Annotated in this window: 14 protein-coding genes and 1 tRNA gene; 1 reads left to right on the top strand and 14 read right to left on the bottom strand. The window is 51.0% G+C overall.

The features are described 5' to 3' along the window. Positions 1-109 precede the first annotated feature (109 nt). The 14 genes from ACO064_RS10090 to ACO064_RS10025 form a co-directional block, all read right to left on the bottom strand. On the bottom strand, positions 110-1366 hold the full coding sequence (locus ACO064_RS10090; RefSeq protein WP_421827252.1) for a hypothetical protein: 1257 nt from the start codon (positions 1364-1366) through the stop codon (positions 110-112). 311 nt (positions 1367-1677) lie between these two features. Further along, positions 1678-2922: a DUF418 domain-containing protein gene (locus ACO064_RS10085; protein ID WP_421827251.1), complete on the bottom strand. Its 1245-nt coding sequence runs from the start codon at positions 2920-2922 to the stop codon at positions 1678-1680. 20 nt (positions 2923-2942) lie between these two features. Beyond that, positions 2943-3101, bottom strand: a complete 159-nt coding sequence (locus tag ACO064_RS10080) for a hypothetical protein (protein ID WP_421827250.1) — start codon at positions 3099-3101, stop codon at positions 2943-2945. Positions 3102-3329: 228 nt separating this feature from the next. Beyond that, positions 3330-4349 carry a carboxylesterase family protein gene (locus ACO064_RS10075; RefSeq protein ID WP_421827249.1) on the bottom strand — a complete coding sequence of 340 codons (1020 nt, stop codon included), beginning with the start codon at positions 4347-4349 and terminating at the stop codon, positions 3330-3332. 17 nt (positions 4350-4366) lie between these two features. Continuing rightward, positions 4367-5518: a lipase family protein gene (locus tag ACO064_RS10070; protein ID WP_421827248.1), complete on the bottom strand. Its 1152-nt coding sequence runs from the start codon at positions 5516-5518 to the stop codon at positions 4367-4369. A gap of 199 nt (positions 5519-5717) precedes the next feature. Next, positions 5718-7070, bottom strand: coding sequence for an insecticidal delta-endotoxin Cry8Ea1 family protein (locus ACO064_RS10065; protein WP_421827247.1), 1353 nt, complete (start codon positions 7068-7070; stop codon positions 5718-5720). 219 nt (positions 7071-7289) lie between these two features. Further along, the gene (locus ACO064_RS10060; RefSeq protein WP_421827246.1) at positions 7290-11285 is read right to left on the bottom strand and encodes an ATP-binding protein; all 3996 of its coding nucleotides are present in this window, start codon (positions 11283-11285) and stop codon (positions 7290-7292) included. Positions 11286-11334: 49 nt separating this feature from the next. Continuing rightward, positions 11335-11682: an SOS response-associated peptidase gene (locus tag ACO064_RS10055; protein ID WP_421831007.1), complete on the bottom strand. Its 348-nt coding sequence runs from the start codon at positions 11680-11682 to the stop codon at positions 11335-11337. Positions 11683-11753: 71 nt separating this feature from the next. Beyond that, the gene (locus ACO064_RS10050) at positions 11754-12740 is read right to left on the bottom strand and encodes an ISAon1 family transposase (RefSeq protein ID WP_421827245.1); all 987 of its coding nucleotides are present in this window, start codon (positions 12738-12740) and stop codon (positions 11754-11756) included. A 48-nt stretch (positions 12741-12788) separates the two neighbouring features. Beyond that, positions 12789-13094, bottom strand: a complete 306-nt coding sequence (locus ACO064_RS10045; RefSeq protein ID WP_421825547.1) for an ISAon1 family transposase N-terminal region protein — start codon at positions 13092-13094, stop codon at positions 12789-12791. 160 nt (positions 13095-13254) lie between these two features. Further along, positions 13255-13328: transfer RNA gene (locus ACO064_RS10040), tRNA-Asn, on the bottom strand. Positions 13329-13407: 79 nt separating this feature from the next. Beyond that, positions 13408-13707 carry a hypothetical protein gene (locus ACO064_RS10035; RefSeq protein WP_421827244.1) on the bottom strand — a complete coding sequence of 100 codons (300 nt, stop codon included), beginning with the start codon at positions 13705-13707 and terminating at the stop codon, positions 13408-13410. A gap of 36 nt (positions 13708-13743) precedes the next feature. Further along, complete coding sequence (gene rsmG / locus ACO064_RS10030; protein WP_421827243.1) at positions 13744-14364, bottom strand: 16S rRNA (guanine(527)-N(7))-methyltransferase RsmG; 621 nt, start codon at positions 14362-14364, stop codon at positions 13744-13746. Positions 14365-14522: 158 nt separating this feature from the next. After that, positions 14523-15728, bottom strand: coding sequence for a glycosyltransferase (locus tag ACO064_RS10025; protein ID WP_421827242.1), 1206 nt, complete (start codon positions 15726-15728; stop codon positions 14523-14525). Positions 15729-15869: 141 nt separating this feature from the next. On the opposite strand from ACO064_RS10025, the gene tgt reads away from it, so the two are divergent. Then, positions 15870-17000: a tRNA guanosine(34) transglycosylase Tgt gene (tgt, locus tag ACO064_RS10020; protein WP_421827241.1), complete on the top strand. Its 1131-nt coding sequence runs from the start codon at positions 15870-15872 to the stop codon at positions 16998-17000. Positions 17001-17189 lie beyond the last annotated feature (189 nt).

Here is a 17189-nt window from a genome sequence, read left to right as displayed (position 1 = left end):
TCATCCCGGATGTTTCGGGATGGCCGTTCGCTGATTTAGTAACCCCAATTACGGGTTCTGGGATGAGAAAAAAAGGCGAAAAACGATTATTCGGTCCGGTTTTCGGTGTTTAAGACATTTTCTCGCCAACAGAACTGCCTTTTTCGGAAAATGCCCTGCCCCAGGCAGAAGTGAGCACAATCAGCAGCGCGGCCAGAACCAGGCCCGCCAGGATGAAGGCTTTCTGAACGGTAAACCACTCCGTCGGGTTGAACGCCAGGTCGGTAAAATGGGGAATACGAATGACCAAAAGCAGCAGAACCGACAAAAAGCCCACCGCAACCCGAACCCCCATCGATTTGTGGTAGGCCGGGATGTCAACGGATTGGATCTGGCTGGAAATCAACAGCAGGGAGCATCCGAAAGCCATCGCCAGCCAACGCCCGTAGTCCATGGCAATCAGGGACAGCAATACCGCCATCAATCCAATACCGCAAATGGCAACCAGGAGCCGACGGCGGTTTTGATACGTCAGGGTGATGTTGAACAGGCGGAGCAGCCCGTACAAAGCCCCAAACTGACCGACATACAGGAGTAGATAGAGAAAAGGATTCATACCGGTCAGATGCACCCGGGCGTTGTTGATATTGGTCCAGAAGGGTAATTTCTGAAAATAAGCAAATGCAGCGAACTGGTGTCGGTTAAAACCCAGGGCGACATACTGCTCGACAAACTGTTCCGTAATGGTCCGGGAGTTGCCACTCAGGGTCGACAGGAGGAGCGTGACGATTGTACCTACGGCAAAATACAGCCCCAGTTGCTGCCGGGTGGCGGTTTGGTTCAACCAGTGGTAACCCAGCAAAAACGGTAGAAAGAGGAAAAAGAAGCTGTCGTGAACCAAGGCACCGACGATGATAAAGGCGACATTGCCGGGCCAGCTTCTGACGTCATAGGCAACCAGACCGAGAAAGAACAGGTAAAAAAACAGCTCTTTGCGAATCGCCAGCGGGTCTTTCAGATAAAGGGCGATTCCGAACGGGGAGAAGAAAATCAGATAAGCACCGATCAGGCTCCAGGCCGCTTCTTTCCCGGATCGGAGCAAAAAAAACAACACCAGGGGAGACAGCAGACACAGGCTGTAGGCCAGCGTGATGAGGGCCAGAAGAAGGGTCCGGTTTTGAAAAAGAAGGAAAAAATTACCCACCAGTGCCCGCCGGTTAAAACCGAAGCCGTAGTTCATCAGGGTTTCCGCCAGAGTATAGCCCAGCTGGTCGTTCGTGAGCGGGATCCAGATGGTTTTGAGGGTCATTCCCACCGCGATGAGCAGCAACACGATCCATATTAGATGGATAGACTGCTTCTGGGAAAACGGAATTCGGCCAATCATACGTCCGGGATACAACGATCGAGTCGGTTGAAAGCCGGAAAGTTACCGCTTTGTTTGAAACGGTAACTTTATTCATATCCAATGGAACCACAGATTGGTCATGGGTGGGTAGGCAAAAGACATCGCCAACTCAACACAAAGCGGCTGTACCAATCCATAATGGCGCATAGATAGAGAAACCCGTTAGTCATTGGGATGTAGGTTATATCGCGGGGCCGCCCGGCGGTCGACCAAACCTGATTTCGACCTTCAACAGGCCTATTCCGGGATGAGACAAGCAGACCAATTCTGCATTCAGTCTAACCAATTATTCACAACTGCTCAGTCCGGATAGATGATTTCAACCGGCCCTTTCTAGGGTAGATCCATCGGCAGCAAATCCATTCGAGTGGCCCCGGCCAATTGCGCCGACCCCATACCCAACTGAAGACAACCTGACAGGCAAAAATGCCCCCGACGATGCCTGCTCTTGCCCATACAGGGATTGGGCCTGGCACCACGAACTCAAACCCATCTAGCAGAAGTCTACACAGGATCGATTGGAAGACATAGTTCGATAAGCTCATCTGGCCCACCCGGCCCAGCCAGCTGGCCCAGCCTGTGGGTGTCAATCGGACGTTTACTCCTACATCAAGCACATATACCCCTGTCAACAATAAGGGACCCAAAAAATCACTGAGGGCTAACAGCATGGGTTGATAGGTGACAACCTGCTTCGGCAGTACCACAAGCCCCAGCGCCATCAACACCCGTACGCCTTTGAAAAGTAAAGCGGCTGGTAAGACCAGTAATTCGACCAACGATAACCGCACTTTCAACCTCAGATCTCGTCTCAACCTCCCCAGCTTGCCCGCCAGCAAGCCACCCAACATCATTAGTTCGTATGAAATAACTGTCGAAAAGCCCTGGCTCACCGATTCGCTGGAAAGTACCCACTCCCGAATGGGTTGCCAGCCGATTCCCTCCCCGAATTTTCCCTGTTGAACAAACAGCAGTAGCAGCGACTCAATGGGGGAATCGGTTAGGGTCTGAGCGTTCACCCCGGCGGAATGCAGGAGAAACAGACAACAGGGTATCCCAATGGCCAGCCCGGATAAGCCCATCATCCAGCCAAGCAGACTGGCCACCGACTGGTTACGAAAGTAAACTAGCGTCAAGCCGAGCAACCCATACCCAACGAGTAGATCAGCCGACCCTAACAGTAGACTCAGGCCAAGCCCTATCCCCAGTACCAGCAGCAATTGCCTCCGGACTATGCGGTCGATCGCCAACCTTGCCAGTCGGGGACCATCCAGTCCGGCAGGTTGGAAGCACCGGTAAAATCCTAGTCCAACCAAAAAGCTGCCCATTCGCTCGAATTGGCCTGCCACCAGAAGTTGCACCATAAATTGAGCAGGCAGCTCGGCGGGGGAATGAGCCACCGTTAACGGATTGGCCGGTTGAGCACCGGCCAGTTGCCCATAAGCCTGAGCGATCAACAGCCCCAGCAACGCCAGGCCTCCCAGCACATCCAGGGTAGTGATCCGCCTGAAAGGATGGCAAATAGCAAAGACCATACGTTGAGAAAGAAAAAGAACTAAATCCGGGATTCGCTGACGCGGGTAGCCAGCAGGGTAAACCAGGTCGACAAGGCCAACTCCCGCTCTATAGCGAACTGATCCGTCTGCTGATAAGACGTAAGAAAGTCGGTGGCTTTTCGCCGATGAACCTGGCGAAAGCTTTCCAGGTTGGCCATAATGCCCGTCGAGACTATCCTTCGGTTGACAGACCTGGCTTCTCGGATAAGTGAAACCGTGTCACTGCCAACTCTTCGTACAGAATCGGTTGATCGATAAAAAAGAGCGGTCTGACCACGTCTCCTGACGGCGACATTTCGCTCATTTTCCGAGGTGGATGGTCTTGTATTGATTGACTTGGAGATACACATTCTTGGTTGTTGGTAAACCCAGTTTAGTAGGCGTTTTTATGGATTCGTTTGTTGTAATTTCCGGAAGAGTTCCCTGGGAGTTAAAACCATCGTGGGTTTGGCCGCTGGGTCGTTGACCGACAGGTCGATCTGATACCGCTTGCGGTTAGCCACAAACTGGCTCAGAAAATCAAGGATAATCGGTAACTGATCGATCATGGGCAATACCGATACTTCATGACCCAACCCTTCAGCCCGGTAGATATAATACGGATAACCCTTTTCTTTAAACGTGCGGGCAATTGAGGCCGAGCCAAACATCCCCCGATTAAGAAACCGAATCTGCTCATAGGGGACCATCTTATCGGCCGTTCCATGGAACAACAGGACAGGAGCTGGAGGAACCTTAAATTGGAGCCGTCCATCCACGCTGAAGATGGCCCCCGAAAAGGCCACAATGCCCGCATAGTTAAAATTGGCGGGTAATTTCTGGGCTACCGGCTGGCGGTTTCGTCGATTAAAATCGGCTTCCAGCACGGTAATCGCTCCCGAACTGGATCCCGACAGAACGATCTGAGAGGTATCAACCTCAAGCTTTCCCGCGTGATTAATGATCCAGTTGGTGGCGTCATAGACATCGTCTACAGCCATACCAATGGCTTTCTCCAGAGGGGTAATGTTAAATTTTGACAGGTTCTTTACCCCTTTTAGCCCCAGCCGGTAGGACATGGAAATTACTACGTAGTTGTGGGCTAGCAGGCTATTGAAATAGTTGTTGTAGAGACTATCATCCCTTCTTCCGGTCATAAAGGCTCCCCCGAAAACAAACAGGACACACGCTTTTTTTTGTGTCGATACACTGTCACCCGTGGTGTAGACATCCAGCTTCAGCGGGATTGACTCTTTGGTCGCATAGGTCATGCTTTGCTTTCTAGCCGTTGGGGTGATGTGTTCGATGTGTCGACGCGATTCAACGCCTAACGGAACGGTTTGGGAGAGGCCAGGTAAGGCCGCCAACAAAAGCAGATGGTGGAATAGAATAAGGAGGAGTAACTGGTGGGATTTGAAATAAAGCATAGCTAGTTCAGGCAGTATTAGTTGGCGAGCGCATCAATAATGGGTTGGGGAAACCCGAACGCATCCTTGTAATAAGCGATAGTATGTTGATACTTAGCCTCTTTAAAATAAGTCCCCGACCCATCGGGATAACTATTTGCCCCACCCTGAAAGACATACTCCTGCTCAGGTGCGATACGCTGGTAGGTTTTACTATCGATCACCACTTTCAGCGCATCATAGTCAAGCTGCTCCTTGAGTGGTAAGGTAAACCCCGCTGTACCACCCGGATTGAACGGAGGGGTATTTTTATAGAGCGAGGGAATTTGGGCGAACCTATCTTTCTGCCAGGCATGGGGAACCATATCATTGGCATTGATAACTGAGTGATAATTGGCACCAAATTGCCGGGCGGCATACAGGGCAAACTCTGCATTGCCTGGCGTCGGTCCAGCAATCGGATAAATACTGACCGTCAGGTTCGAATACCCCATCTGTTGCTTCCACTCAATAAATTTGAGGGCCATCAAGGGGCAGAGGGCTCCGCCCAGACTATGGCCCGTAAAGGCGATTTCAGAGGGGCCAGGCGCGTTGAGCGTGCTCAAAAACTGGAGCAGGGTTTTTCCCGTAGTAGCATCGGTCATCGAGTTGAGGATGGTGAAACCTACATGGCTACCCGCGCTGATTCTACCACTACCCGGTATTCCCCAGTCAGTTTCGCTGACCACATTCACATCTTCGGCGATCGCTCCTTTTTGCGAAACGACATTCGTCCCCGCAATGGCCACCACATGGATTAGTTTGCCCGTTGTCAGGTCGGTTCCTCTGGCTACATACATCGTATTGTCGGTAACGAAACTGTCGACGGGGCTGGTGCTGGATTTCTTTTTGCTATTGGCAATGGCGGGCCCCCAAACGACCTGCCAATCGGCACCCAAATAGGCGCGCGCATCAGCGTTGGTTTGCAGCGTCTCATTAATTTTTAGCGTGTTGAGGCTTAATTCCTGCTCGGATGCAGCCACCAGATCATAGTTGATATCGGCGAGCATACACAGCAGGGCAATTCGTTTGTGGGTATCGGTTAGGGCGTTAGGTTCACCAATGCCCGGCGGCAGCAGATGGTCGTTACAGGAAGCGAGTGCCATGACGCCCAGCAGAATCAGGGCAACAACATGATAGTCCTTTTTCATACATTCCGGGCTGTCCAGCCAATACATAGGCTATCACGGCCATGAATTAGCTGGACAATTAGGTTATAGTAGTAAGCGTGCTAGTTAAGTGCATTAGTGCACACGTCTAAAGCTGCCCAGTGGCCTTACGAGTCGCCTTTAACTCGTTGGTAATGAAAGTGGTGGCGGGGGCGCATGCCAGAACGATCACGAATCGCATTTACTTTGGCCAGGGAAGAAATCCAAACACGATGCAGTTGGCAGCGTAGCTTAACGTTTCATCGACGCCATCAATGTAAATACTTGACAGCCCGTAACCATTATACCCGGCACTAGGGGTAAATTGTCCCTGTGTTGTGCCCATCGTACCCGTTTGGTAGCCATTGTTAAATGTGAACTGAAGCGAGTCAATCACCTGAGTGGCAGTCATCCCGGCTGTCCAGTCATAGGATACCACAACCTTGGTAATCGGGATGGCAGACCCTGTGTCAAATGTATAAGGACTACCCCCATTACTGTCACCCATCCGGGGCGTTGTGGTAACGTTATTGGGTCCATCACCGGCTGGGTAGGTTAGCTGAACTGCATCAATTCGATGCCCCGCCCATACAGTTATCTGAGTCGGAAAATCGTAGGCAGGTTCCGACGGTAAAGCGAAGGGTGGGGTTTTGCGATCGAAATTTACCCGGTTGCCATACGGGTCCGAATAGATTTCGCGGGTAAATATGCGTATTTTCGTTCCGTCCGGATTAACCGCTCCATTCGGGTATAGTCTAGGATTAAAATAGCCCCAGGCATCCATATAATCAAGGACCAGCATCGTCATAAAGCGGTCATAGGTGTTGGTGGATCGAAACGGTTCCATCGCCTTATCGTCCCGCGGGATGTTTAGTTTAGGTGCTCTGCCGTTACTATACGTGGTATAGGCATAGTTCGTAAATTCAGTGAACTTATCGTCAAATTTCTGAGTGTATGTCTGGATCTCGGTATCGGTCATCCCCCAGCTTTTACCAAATAGTACCACATCGCGTAATAAACCCATGTAGAGGTTGGCAAACTGCGCAAATAAGGGCAACAGGAGCACCTCGTCCCCTTTTTGTTGGAAACTGGGTTGATACAGATCACAATCCGTAAAGGCAATTATCCAATACGTTTTGATATCAGCATTGTTTGTGATTGCCTGCTTGTAATCGCCTATCACACCACGCAGGCCCGCCAGGTTAGCCGTTACCCGATTGTAGTCATCATCAGCGAGTTTTTGATCCACGAGTGCTTCGACCTGGGCTTTGACCCCGTCCCAGGGGCTGCTACCTGAGAAAGGCCAAATGATGGTTACCAGAGCGCTAACGAATACACCAACTTCGGGGATATAACCGAGCGCAGTGGCGACTGCTAATTTTGCATCGTTATTCCAATCAACGTCATCACCTAAACCCGGAGGAATGATCTGAGGAATATTGTGATCGTTTATACAGCTTTGCAGCAGCGATGAGGAAACTAATAAACTGCCGAAGCCCCAGGCTGAGCGTTCCAGAAATTGTCGGCGATTATATAATCCTAATTGTGAAGACATATCTTCTAGTGTTTAACTTGATTGAGAAAGATGTTTGAGTTCAGATAATTCCGTTCAATGGCGGAGCAAAACTAGCTGGCGCAGCCCCCTGGAGAGTAGCAAAAAACCGACAATCGACTAGTAAAAATCAGACAATATGCGCTGCTGCTCGCTTCAGATCGGGCCAAAAGCGAAAAAATAAGACAACAGGAAGAATAAGTAGTACAGGAGTAGGGCGTCCTAGGAGCGGTTTTGGGCGAGCTTATAGGCTGAAGGAGAGAGACCAAACTGGCCTTTAAACAATTTTGCGAAATAAGACTGCCCTTCGAAGCCCGTTTTCTCAGCGGCTTCGGCCACGGAACAACCCTGGTCTAACAAACTGGCGGCCTTCCGTAACCGGAAGGCCCGGATTAATTCGTTTGCATTGGTGCCGGTCAGGACATCTAGTTTGCGAAGCAGGGTTCGCGGACTGACGGCCAGTTCGTCGGCCAACTGGTCAACCCCGAAGGCCGAGTTGGCTAGTTGAGTATCCAGTACATCGTACAGTTTTTGCAGAAATGGGTCATCAACTGGAAGCGGAACCTCCGCAATTATTGTTTGTTCTTTAGCTACCTGACTCATCTGTTGCTGCCAACGCTGGCGCAACTGCAGTTGATGGCGGAGCAAATTGCTAATTCGTAAATTCAGTTCCTGAACATTGAAGGGTTTGGTCAGATAATCGTTGGCCCCCACCGTTAAACCCTGGATGCGCGAATCGGTCATGGTTTTAGCCGTCAGCAGGATCACGGCAATATGGGCCGTCAGCGGAGTTGTTTTAATTCGCTCCACCAGCGTAAAGCCATCTACCTTGGGCATCATCACATCCGAGATAACCAGTTCAGGCAACTCACTCAGGCAAAGCTGCCAGCCTTCCTGCCCGTCCGCTGCGGTAATTACCCGGTAGTGGCCTGCCAGTTCCCTCGCGATGAATTCCCGCAGTTCGTCGTTGTCTTCCACCACCAGCACCAGAGAAGCTGTTGCGGGGACTGCCAACCGAACGGGAGCTACCTGAGCATATTGGTTAGTTGGGCCAGCTATCGTTTTCAGGGCTGGTGTTCCTGAGTCAGCCTTCTTCAGAGGCAGACTCACGGTGAAGGTAGTTCCTTGCCCCGGCAGACTGTCGACGGTTACGGATCCGCCTAATAACTTACTAAATTCAGCCACCAGAAACAATCCTATGCCGGTTCCCTGGCGGGTACTAACGTCGGTATGATGCCCCTGAAAAAAGCGGTCAAAAATGTGGGGGAGTTGCTCGGGCGAAATGCCTGGCCCTGTATCCGCAACTTGCAGCTGAAGTCTGCTGGGACCTCCCCACATAGTTTCTTCGGTTAGGCGAACCCTAATCTGACCGCCAGGCTGAGTGAATTTGACCGCGTTGGCTAGTAGATTATAGCCGATCGACTCCAGCTTCTGGGCATCAAATCGGTAATCGGCCGTGAGTCCTACTGATTCGTAAGCTACCTGCACCCCCTTTTTTTCGGCTCTGGATTGGAACGCATCAACTAGTTGGGCAAAGAAAGTAGGTAGATTTCCCTGTGATTCAACACTGGCCAACTGACCGGCTTCCAGTTTAGCTATATCCAGCAACTGGTTGATTAAGCGTAACAGGCGCTGGGCATTGCGGTGCATGACACCCAGTTGCTGGAGGAGCCCTGTCCGGGTCGGCAGCACTGGCGTATCCAGAAGTTTCTCCAGCGGATTGATGATCAGCGTGAGGGGTGTTCGAAATTCGTGGGTGATGTTGGTAAAGAAACGCGTCTGCCACTCGGCATTTTCTTTCAGATGTTGGGCTTCCTGCTGAAGCTGAGCCTGGTTGATCCGATACTGGATGTAAGCGCGAATGAGTCCTACCAGCAGCAGTATGTACAGGACATATGCCCACCAGGTTCGCCACCAAGGGGGATCAATAATGATCTGAATGGTTTTAACAAAGGGGCTCCAGTTTCCCAGTGCATCGGCCGCATTAACCCGAAATGCGTAGGAACCGGGTGCCAGCTGTGTATAATTGGCCACGTTCTGGTTACCCACATAGACCCAGTCGGCATCCACGCCGGTTAACTGGTAGCGATACTGAAGGGTGGTAGGTTTATTGTATTGCAAGCCAGCAAATTCCAGACTCAAAAAGTTCTGCGTGGGTTGCAGTCGTAGGGTCTGGATGGCATTCAGTGGTAACGACAGGGGAGAACCACTTTGGCTGGGTTCCTCCAATCGGTTACCAATTCTGAGCTCCGTTAGAGCGGTTGGTATGGGTTTTGCCCCCTCCAGCAGGCGCTGTGGATCAAACACGGTTATACCCGTAGCTCCCCCAAACGCCAATCGACCATCCGGTAAGGTCAGCGCGTGATTTTGCCGATATTCAATGTCAAGCAGCCCGTCTGACTTACCGAAATGCCGCATCTTACCCGTTCGAGGGTTCAATCGGCTGATGCCTTTGACGGTACTGAACCAGAGATCCCCCCGCCGGTCAACCAGCAGTGTTTGAATACTGGTACTAGGCAGTCCCTGCTTCTCCGTCCAGTTTTGAAAGCGGAGGTTGCGGGTATTCAGGCGACCGAGCCCGGCCTGGGTACCCACCCAGAGCAGGTTTGCATGGTTGGGATCAGCAACCAGCCCTAGCACTTGATTGGAGAGTAGTGAGGTGGAATCCGCCGGTTGGTAGCTTAAATGTTGCACGATCCGCTGGGTCTTCAAATCATAGGCGTACAAACCGCTCTCTTCGGAGGCAATCCATACCCAGTTTCCCATGGGTTGAATGGCCGAGACATGGTCAATGGGCAGTGGCTTGGCCACTCTTTCCAGTAGCCGTCCCGTAGTATCGGCTTTCAATAGGCCCCAGTGGTGGTTGTAAAGCCAGACCGTTCCATCTGATAGAACCCGAATGCCATTGCCTCCATGACTGGTTGGGTTTTGTTGAGTCCCGGGTAGTCTGAGCAAGGATCGTAGCGATCTCGTCCTGCGGTCAGCACGGAAGAGTTCATACCCCGTATCAATCCCCAGACTCAAATAGGGAGCCGTTCCACCCCACCGTAATTCATAATCATATCGATTTGTTTCTGCCCATTCCGGCACGGATAAACCCAGTTCCCTGGTCAGTACATCCTGAACAAATGATGTCCGCTGGGGATAGGTTTTGATGGGCAATGCGCTTAGATCGACTTGGTAAATGCCATCGCCGTTGGTGCCGATCCACAACACCCCCGTTCGATCGACCAACAGGGCGTGAAAATAATTCTGGTAATCGATACGGGGAGCGGTCCAGATGGGCTCGATGCGATCATCTATCGTTAGGCGGTAGACCGTCATCGCACAAGTGAAATATATATTTTTGTCGGCAGCCTCATAGATCAGGCCAGCATGGACATGGATTGCTCCAGGGACAGGAATAGACCGAAACCGGTGGTTTTTTGGATTGAATAGTAGGAGTTGCTGAGCTGCTGTAATGATGATTTCGCCATTGCTGCGTTGGAGCAGGTGGGTATCGTAGTAGGTTTCGACAGTTTCACTGGGCAGACCCACATCAGGATGCGGCCAGTCCTGAACTTGGTTGGTGCGGGGTACAAATTCGAGCAGATGGCCCGTCGTGGCGGTAAACAGATGCCCCTGCGTATCCAGCAATAAAGACTTTTGGGCACTGTAGTTAAACGCCCTGGCTGATTGAGGAAACGGGAATGCCTGAAACAGCCTGGTTTTCCGATTGAAGCCTACCAACTGGTAGGGTAACCGACCCCATAACTGGTCTTCCTTCGGGGACAAGATCGTTTCTGCACTTAATTCCAGCGGCTTGGGGGTAACCAGTTCGGCAAACCGTTCAGTAACAGGATTAAATAGTTGGAAACGACCATTTTCAAAATGAATCAACAGAGTGGTATCCGAAACCGATTGGAGCGATAGGATGACATTGTTGGCCAGCGAATGGGGACTAAAGGGCTGTTGGCGAAACACAGTAAATTGACGGCCATCGTAGCGGGCGAGTCCGTCGCGTGTGGCGACCCAGATAAAGCCTGCCTTATCCTGTACGATCCCCGAAACATAATATTCGGGTAAGCCCTGCTGAAGACTAAGGTTACGGCTGGGTAATTCCTGAGCCAGCACGTTGCTGGTGATAACCAGCCAGAGCAACCAGAGCCGAGCACAGACGTTCATGGACAGTAAAGAGGAGAGAAGGCTAAAAATACGTCTGGCGCCCCAATTAGCCAAATCAGGAAGGAATATTCGATCGCTACTAGTCGAACCCGGAACGGGCCTATTATTTATCGATGACCTCCGTTTTCATCAGCGACTCATCAAGCGGCTGCATCAGTTCTTTGATTTCGGCCTTGGTTAGACCCGGATCGATCCAGCGACGTTGCTCCTGGTGACTCAGCATCAACAGCATGCGCTTTTTGGTGTTGTGAATGTATTCAATGATCGGGTTGGCCGCCGTGGTCACAATCGAGAACGTCGGCTGGTTTTTCCAGACCGAATAAATACAGCCCAGGGCAAACGTTTTTTGATCCGAGAGGGTGATGTGATACGGGATTTTCGCTTTCCCTTCGTGGCGCCATACGTAGAAACCGTCGATGAGCAGAAGGCAGCGGTGGGTTTGATTAAAAATACAAACCTAAAAAAATGCAACGTCCTCCACAACTTTTGGGATCAAGAGCAAAAGTTGTGGAGCATCTTGGATTAAGCATATAACTGCGTCAATCGGTAAAGAAAGAATTCCACATTTTTTACCCCTCTGAACTGGGCTCGGAACGCTTTGATTTTAGCATTGAAAGATTCGGCCGACGCATTGGTGCTGCGGTTGTCAAAATAATTCAGGATTGTCTCATAGTGGTTTTGAATCGAACGGGCCACGGTGTTGAAGGCCTTAAAACCGCACTGCCGGACCTTTTCATGCCATTTAGCCAGACGAGCCAAGCCATAAAGTTTATCGGTCGTATTCTCAAAGATCTGGCTTAGGGCTTGACTGAGATCATAGGCTTTTTTCAGATCAGGGTACCGATCAAAAAGCAGCGTAGCCCGTTCCCGTTGACTGTCAGTCCAATCACCCGGTTTTTTATAAAGCACATACCGGCTGCGGGCCAGCAATTGTTTAAGGGTATCGCCATTGGAAAGCACCGGGGACTCGTACTCACTCTGAGTGGCTTTGGCTTGTTCAAGGGCTTCGTTTTCGGCATCCAGGGCTTCCCACCGGTACTCGACGCGCATTTCCTGAACGGCTTCCAGGGCTAATTGCTGAACATGAAACCGGTCGGTGACCTGAGTAGCTCGTGGAAAGCTTTTTTTGGCAATCAAAGCCATGTTACCCGCCATGTCCAAAGTGATTTCGGTGACCTTTTTGCGGAGCTTTTCGGGAATTTTCCGGAGAATAGCGATCACGGTTTCCGCTTTTGTACCGGCGATAATGGCTACAATACTGCCCTTTTGGCCTTTGGCTGCTTTATTGGTCAGAATCGTATATAACTCGCCATGCGAAAGGCTAGTCTCATCGATCGATAAATGCGTTCCTATATTTTGGGGATATAACAGCCACTGTTTAGCATGTTTTAGCTGGGACCAGTTCTGAAAATGGCTCAAATGGGTCCGATACTGGCGGGACAAACGTTTTCCGTCAACGCCATATAAACGACCCAGGCTATTGGTACTGTGGGGGAATAAATCCGTCAAGCTGGTTTAAAAAAAGCGCGAATTCTTTCGTCATTCGCGTTCCCTCTGCTACCTGTGACCAATCTCTTTGCTGGATGTGACCGGTCTGGGTATTGAGCCGCGCCACGGTGGCCAGCGACGACGTTTAATATGAAGAAAAACCCGTTTATCACGGATGGGGAAGTCCTGGATGGTAATTTCAGGTAAGAAACCCTTCGATAAAAGAAATGCTTTAGCGGGATCGGACTCCGGGTAGTTTTTCTCTTCCAGATAAACATGAAGCAGATCCGAAGACTTCTCGACACGGGTCAGTTCATAATAGGCTACGATAAAATCAGGTAACAGGTATTCGACTAAAGGTAAGAAACTCTCCAAGACGGTCAGGTTTGATTAAAAACACAAACCTAAAAAAATCCTACGCCCTCCACAACTTTTGTACTTGATCCAACTTTTGTTCTTGATCCGTTGATCCCTTGTATTGCAACCGCCATAAAAAAAGCACTTACAAATTAATGTAAGTGCTTGATTTACAAGGCTCCCGAAGCTGGGCTCGAACCAGCGACCCTCTGATTAACAGTCAGATGCTCTAACCGACTGAGCTATTCGGGAGTGTTTTGTGGGTGCAAAAGTAAGTGGCCGGAAGAACTCTTGCAAACATTTTCTGCAAAAATCTGCAAGAACTTTCGCTTTAGACCGCTGAAGAGCCCAGGGTCGGCACCCGCGTCAGAATTAACTCCTTGATCTGGCGGGCGTCACCCCGCGTGAAATTCTTGATGATAATTTCGGGCCGGGCCCGCGGAATGATCCGGATCGTAGAGAAAAACAGCCCGTTGTCGATCTCTACGCCCGAAATGTCGCCGTAAAAAACAAAACTGTCGGTGCCGCCAATCAACTTGTTGACGCGGAATGTTACCCCCTTGTCGTTGAATTCAACAACGTCGCGGTTGATGGGATCTTTGAAACCGCTGGATTTGAAAACTTGTGCCATAGCCTTTGCGTTGGGAGCCCCCCAACTGTTGAACGATTATTTGGGTAGATAAATGACCTTCTTGGTTTCGAAAAACGGTTCGTCAAAATACGTGGATAATTCGTAAATCCGGTGCTTCTCCTGCACTTCGGCCAGTTCTTCGCTGACATCCCCGCCTTTCAGGTACAAAACCCCATTCCGAAGTTTATTGTTGCCGGTTTTCAGAATCTTGTAGCGCACCCAGCCCAGAAACGGTTGCAGGCGCGTCACTGCCCGGCTGACCACAAAATCATACGTAGATTCCAGGTGCTCCACCCGGGCCTGCTCCGCCTTCACGTTGGTCAGGCCCAGCGCCGAACTGATTTCCGTCACTACTTTGATTTTTTTGCCGATGCTGTCGACCAGATGAAAATCGACGAGCGGAAACAAAATCGCCAGCGGAATTCCCGGAAAACCGCCCCCCGTGCCAACGTCCAGAATTTCGGTGCCGGGTACAAACTGGATGACTTTGGCAATGCCGAGCGAATGCAGCACGTGTTTCTCATACAGCGAGTCGATGTCCTGCCGCGAGATGACGTTGATCTGGGCGTTCCAGTGCCGGTACAAATCATCCAAAGCCGCAAACTGCTCCAGTTGCCGCGCGCTTAAGTCGGGAAAGTATTTTTTAATCAGGTCCAAAATGGTAGATAAATGACGGGAATGCTAAATGTAAACGGGGCCGCCCGCGCGGTGATGAATGCTAAATGTAAAAGTGCGGGATTAGTAAACCCTTTTACATTTTACATTCATCACCGCGCGGGCGGCCCCGTTTACATTTAGCATTCTTTCTTTAAGGTTCATTTCCACTTCATAATGCGGTTTTTACGCCGTGGTCGCAGGGTGACAACCCCCATGATGCCGTAATAAAATCCCATCGTCAGATCCAGAACCGGTATGGCCATCCAGTCGACAGTATGGCCCAGCCGGTAGCTGATCCGCCCGACGATGGCCCAGAAAACCAGCAGCCGGAATCCAAACAACCCGCTGGCGATGAGCAGCAATTGGCCGTCGTGCTGGCTTAGCATACCGGACAAACCGGTATTCAAAACCGTAATCAAGGTGATCAAACCGATGACGGGACCCGTTAGCCAGGTCAGCACATGGGAGAGCGACAAAAGTCCCAGCAGCAACTTGTTGCGGGCTTTGTAATGCTTACCCACCGACAAATGCCGCTGTTTCTGGTGCCACCATTCGGCAAACGTCTCCTTCGGCTTCGAATACGTAAAGGTAGCCGGATGTACACTAATTGCAACGTTTCGGGCGGTGGCCACTTCGTTGATAAACAAATCGTCGTCGCCCCCCAACACCCGGATGTGCGAATAAAACCCCTTGTTTTCCAAAAATAATTGCCGCCGGTACATCAGATTTCGCCCCACGCCCATATACGGCAATCCTGCCAGCGCCATCGAGAGGTACTGAACCGCCGTAAACAGGGTTTCGTAGCGGATGAGCCGGTTGATCCAGCCGTGCTTTTTCCGGCGTTTGTAGGGACCAAAACCCAGCACAATTTCTTTGTTCGGCTGGTCCATTTGTGTCACCATGCCCGCGAGCCAGTAGTCGCCCGCCGGTTGGCAGTCGGCATCGGTCAGCAGAATGAGGTCGTGGGCGGCACTGCGAATGCCGGTGGTCAGGGCGTATTTTTTGGGTGTCACATGATCATGTTCCCGGTCGATCCGGATGACCCGGACGTGCTCGAAGCGGTCGGCCGATTTTTCCAGAAACTCTTTCGTGCCGTCGCTCGACCGGTCGTCCATCACCAGCACTTCGAAATCCGGATAGATCTGGTCATCGAGCAGGGGCAGAAGTGTCCGCAGGTTTTCCAGTTCATTCCACGCACACACGATGATGCTCACCGGCGGATCGGCGGGCGGTGGGCTGGCCAGCAGTTTGAGGGAAGCCGCACCGTCCGGCGACCCGCTTTCGTCCGGGTCGGAGTAGAAAGCCAGTCGGGAAAAAATACCAAGAATATAAAGAAGTTGTATGCCTACGGATAATAAACACACAACCAGCACGATAAAGACCACGAAACGACGGGAATAAAGGGCAGCAAGGCCAAATTGAAATACGGTGGCAAATATACATATTTTGATTTTGGTCGCCGGACTTTCCACCTTTGCAGGCAAAAGATCGTAAAGCGACCCATCATGCAATTTACCCTACAGGCAACCGACCCCCACTCAAAGGCGCGAACGGGACTCATCACCACCGACCACGGGTTGATCGAAACGCCCATTTTTATGCCCGTTGGAACGGCTGGAACGGTGAAAGCGGTTCACCAGCGCGAATTGGTGGCAGATGTGAAGGCGGAGATTATTCTGGGAAACACCTACCATTTGTATTTGCGCCCTGGCCTTGACATTCTGGAGAAAGCCGGTGGACTGCACCGGTTTAACGGCTGGGAGCGTCCGATTCTGACCGACAGCGGAGGGTATCAGGTGTATTCATTGTCCAACACCCGGAAAATAAAAGAAGAAGGCGTCACGTTCAAGTCGCACATCGACGGTTCCAAACATGTGTTTACGCCGGAGGGCGTCATGGATATTCAACGGATCATTGGGGCCGACATCATCATGGCGTTCGATGAATGCACACCGTATCCGTGCGAATATGGCTACGCCCGGGCGTCGATGGAAATGACCCACCGCTGGCTGACCCGCTGCATCGCGCGGTTTGACGCTACGGAAGGAAAATATGGCTATCAGCAAACCTTATTTCCTATCGTTCAGGGCAGTACGTACAAGGATCTCCGGCAGCAGTCGGCCGAATTTGTGGCCGAACAACAACGGGACGGAAACGCCATCGGCGGGCTGGCAGTGGGCGAACCGGCGGAGGAAATGTATACGACCATCGAGCAGGTCAACGCCATTCTGCCGTCTGATAAACCCCGGTATTTGATGGGGGTCGGAACGCCCGAAAACATCCTGGAAGCCATCGCGCTGGGCATCGATATGTTCGACTGTGTGATGCCCACGCGGAATGCCCGGCACGGGGTCGTATTTACCACCCAGGGCATCATCAACATCAAGAATGAACGGTGGAAAGATGATTTTAGCCCGATCGACGCGGAGCTGGGCGGGTATGCCGGAACATGTTACTCTAAAGCGTATTTAAGGCACTTAATCAGGTCCGAAGAAATTTTAGGGGCACAAATTGCGAGTCTTCAAAACCTTACCTTTTATTTATGGTTAGTGAAAGAGGCCCGGCAGGAGATCAATACCGGTAATTTCGTGAAATGGAAAGCAAATATGACAAAAAAACTGATGCAACGCCTTTGATGGTAGCCAAATCCTGTTTTTCTTGTGCCGGTAAAACGAAACCGTATGAATTGAACAAAGCGGACGGTAACTTGTTTGTAAACTACCAGTGTCTTGTTTGTAAACTAAGCGAAAATCTATAGTTTTGCGGCAAAGCGTTGAAAGTTGCATAAAACGACCGGCTAAAGTAACCGACACAAGTTGTTTCAC

Source organism: Larkinella sp. (genome assembly GCF_965227735.1).
In the GTDB taxonomy this organism is placed as follows: Bacteria; Bacteroidota; Bacteroidia; order Cytophagales; family Spirosomataceae; genus Larkinella.
This window is presented reverse-complemented; position numbering and strand designations above follow the sequence as displayed.